At 69.1% G+C, this 3,600-nt stretch carries 4 protein-coding genes; all 4 read left to right on the top strand.

All coding sequences use genetic code 11. The features are described 5' to 3' along the window. Nucleotides 1-143 precede the first annotated feature (143 nt). Complete coding sequence (locus D588_RS0122210; protein WP_017917563.1) at nt 144-1,010, top strand: CheR family methyltransferase; 867 nt, start codon at nt 144-146, stop codon at nt 1,008-1,010. Further along, nucleotides 1,007-1,609 (top strand): chemoreceptor glutamine deamidase CheD, encoded by a 603-nt coding sequence (gene cheD / locus D588_RS0122205; protein WP_017908723.1) that lies wholly within the window; start codon nt 1,007-1,009, stop codon nt 1,607-1,609. The genes D588_RS0122210 and cheD overlap by 4 nt, the downstream gene beginning before the upstream one ends. Next, complete coding sequence (locus D588_RS0122200) at nt 1,606-2,679, top strand: chemotaxis response regulator protein-glutamate methylesterase (protein WP_026143996.1); 1,074 nt, start codon at nt 1,606-1,608, stop codon at nt 2,677-2,679. Before cheD ends, D588_RS0122200 begins: the two co-directional genes overlap by 4 nt. 34 nt (nt 2,680-2,713) lie before the next feature. Next, on the top strand, nt 2,714-3,600 hold an 887-nt coding region (locus tag D588_RS0122195; protein ID WP_017917562.1), incomplete at its 3' end, for a PAS domain-containing protein.

The raw sequence follows: 3,600 nt of genomic DNA, 5'->3' as shown, positions 1-3,600 counted from the left end.
CCCCGCCAGCGCCGCCGCCAGCGAGGCCCAGTGGCAGGAGTTCTGAGCCCGCACGCCACCGCCGGCGGTCTTTCCTGACTGCCGGCTGTCAATTTCGTCCGTTCCCGGCCGATAACCCGATTGACCGACCATCGCTGCGCACCATGGCCATCCAGACTCCCGCTTCGCCCTCCTCCGGTTCCGACAATCGCGACTTCGACTTCAGCGACCGCGATTTCAAGCGGGTCTGCGACCTGATCTACCAGAAGGCCGGCATCGCTCTGGCCCCGGCCAAGCGCGACATGGTCTACGGCCGGCTGTCGCGGCGCCTGCGCGTGCTGGGCCTGCGCTCGTTCCGCGACTACCTGGACTGGCTGGAGCGCGACGGCGGCGACGAATGGGAGGCGTTCACCAATGCGCTGACCACCAACCTGACCTCGTTCTTCCGCGAGCCGCACCATTTCGAGCGGCTGCGCGAAGAGTTGCAGAAGCACTCCGGCGCGGCGCCGCTGAAGATCTGGTCCTGCGCCTCGTCCACCGGTGAGGAGCCCTACTCGCTGGCGATCACCGCCTGCGAGGCGTTCGGCACGCTGACCCCGCCGGTGCGGATCCTGGCCACCGACGTCGACACCCAGGTGCTGGCCACCGCCTCACGCGGCGTGTACGCGCTGGAACGCGTCGCCAGCCTCGATCCCGCCCTCAAGCGCAAGTATTTCCAGCGCGGCAGCGGCGCCAACGAAGGCCAGTGCCGGGTGCTGCCGGCGCTGCGCGACCTGCTCGAGTTCCGCCAGCTCAACCTGCTGGAACCGCGCTACGACGTGGCCGGCCCGTACCTGGCGCTGTTCTGCCGCAACGTGATGATCTATTTCGACAAGCCCACCCAGCGCGGCATCCTGTCGCGGCTGATTCCGCACCTGGACGACGACGGCATGCTCTACACCGGCCATTCGGAAAACTATCTGCATGCGGCCGACCTGATCCAGCCCTGCGGCCGCACGCTGTATCGCCGGGCGCAGAAGGATCGCGCATGAGCGCCGCGGCCATGGCCCTGGACCAGGTGATGCGCTATCACGACACGCGCTTCCAGACGATGGCGGCCAAGCTGTTGCCGACCCAGTACCTGGTGGTGGACGACGACACCGCGCTGACCACCATCCTGGGTTCGTGCGTGGCCGCCTGCATCCGCGACCCGCTGCTGAAGATCGGCGGCATGAACCACTTCATGCTGCCCGACGGCCAGAGCGGCGACGGCGCGCCGGCCCGCTACGGCAGCTATGCGATGGAAGTGCTGATCAACGACCTGCTCAAGCGCGGCGCCGCACGCAACCGCCTGGAAGCCAAGGTGTTCGGCGGCGGCAACGTGCTCAAGGGCTTCACCAACAATCCGGTCGGCACGCGCAACGCCGACTTCGTGCTGAACTACCTCAAGGCCGAACATATCCCGGTGGTGGCCGAGGATCTGCGCGGCATCCATCCGCGCAAGATCTGGTTCTTCCCCGCTACCGGCCGCGTAGTCGTACAGCGCCTGCCGCACGCGCACGAGGAAGCCGAAATCGCCGCGGCCGAGTCGGCGGTGCGCGCCCGTCTCGCCAAAGCCCCCGTCACCGGTGCCGTGGAGTTGTTCGAATGAGCCTGGAAGCCCCTTGCCGCGTGCTGATCGTCGACGACTCGGCGGTCGTGCGACAGATCCTTACCGAAATCCTGTCGGGCGCGCCCGGCGTGGAAGTGGTCGGCTCGGCCGCCGACCCGCTGCTGGCGCGCGAGAAGATCAAGCGCCTGAATCCGGACGTGATCACCCTGGACGTGGAAATGCCGCGCATGGACGGGCTGGCGTTCCTGGAAAACCTGATGCGGCTGCGGCCCACGCCGGTGGTGATGATCTCCTCGCTGACCGAGCGCGGCGCCGACACCACCCTGCAGGCGCTGTCGCTGGGCGCGGTCGACTTCGTCTCCAAGCCCAAGCTCGACGTGGCCCGCGGGCTGGAGGAGTACGCCGAAGAGATCATCGCCAAGGTCAAGAACGCGTCCAAGGCCAAGGTCCGCGCCCTGGACCGGCCGGCCGCGCCGAAACCGGCCGGCGCCACCGCCACGCCCGCCGCGGTGTCCTCGCTGAAGTTCCGCACCACCGACCGGCTGATCGCCATCGGCGCCTCCGCCGGCGGCACCGAAGCGCTGCGCGTGGTGCTGGAAGGCATGCCGGCCGATGCGCCTGCGGTGGTCATGACCCAGCACCTGCCGGCCGGCTTCAGCACCGCCTTCGCCGACCGCCTCAACCGGCACTCGGCCATGGCCGTGCGCGAAGCGACCGAAGGCGAAGCGATCCTGCCCGGCCACGCCTACCTGCCGCCCGGCGGCAAGCACCTGCAGGTGATCCGCGACGGTGCGCGCTGGCGCTGCAAGATCGACGACGGCCCGCCGGTCAACCGGCACAAGCCGGCGGTGGACGTGCTGTTCCAGTCGGTGGCACGCAACGCCGGCGCCAACGCCATCGGCGCGATCCTCACCGGCATGGGCGACGACGGCGCGCGCGGCCTGCTGGAAATGCTGCAGGCCGGGGCCAGCACCCTGGTCCAGGACGAGGCCACCAGCGTGGTCTGGGGCATGCCCGGCACCGCCTTCCGCCTGGGCGCGGCGCAGGAGGTCTTGCCGCTGGACAAGATCGCCGAGCGCCTGATCGCGCTGTCCGTGCAGGCGCGCTGACACCATGCCGGGCCGCCGCGTCACAACGTCGAGCGTGCCCAGCGACGTCAGCGTGGAGGCGGCGCGGGTGGCATCGGCCCGTTCCGAACTGGACCTGCTGCTCTGCCTGCAATACGCACCGGAAGGCGTGCTGATCGTCGATCCGCAGGCGCGCGTGGTCGCCTTCAACCACACGGCCGAGGCGCTGTGGAACCGTCCCCGCGCGCAGGTGCTGGGGCGTCCGCTCGGCGAGTTGGCCGATGCCGACGTGCGCGACGACTTCCTCGCGCATTGCCTGCACGACGGCGGCAGCGGCAGCTACGAGCTGCTGTTGCGCGACTACGATGGCGCAGCGCGCTGGCTGGCGGTGAGCGCGGCGCGGGCACCGCAGCACTACAGCCAATTGCAGGTGCTGTTCGTGCGCGACATCAGCGCCGAGCGCGCCCGCGACGCCAGGATGCGGCTGCTGTCGCTGGCACTGGACTCCAGCGACGCCGCCATCGTCGTCTGCGATCCGGAGTTGAACATCCTCTACGTCAACGCCGGCTTCAGCCAGGTGTTCGGCTATGCCGAGAGCGAAGTGCTGGGGCATCTGCCGAGCAACGTGTTGGCCGGCCCCGGTACCGACATGCAGACCGTGCAGCACACCCGCGAGCGCGTGCGCGCCGGTCTCGGCCACCAGGCCGACATCCTCGCCTACCGCAAGGACGGCACCCCGCTGTGGGCCACCCTGGTGGCCACCCCCATCGCCAGCGAGGATGGCAGCCAACAGCACTACATCCTCTCGTTCACCGACATCACCCAGAGCAAGATGCACGAGGTGCTGCACAAGAACGTGCTGGATGCGCTGGTCCGCGAACAGCCGCTGATCGAGGTCGCCACGCTGATCTGCAAGGAGGTCGAGCGCATCGCGCCGGAACTGATGGCCGCGATCGTGAGTGT

This window comes from Xanthomonas sp. SHU 308, from assembly GCF_000364645.1.
GTDB lineage: Bacteria > Pseudomonadota > Gammaproteobacteria > Xanthomonadales > Xanthomonadaceae > Xanthomonas_A > Xanthomonas_A sontii.
Note: the sequence above shows the minus strand (reverse complement) of the source record. Positions and strands in the feature narration are given on the sequence as shown.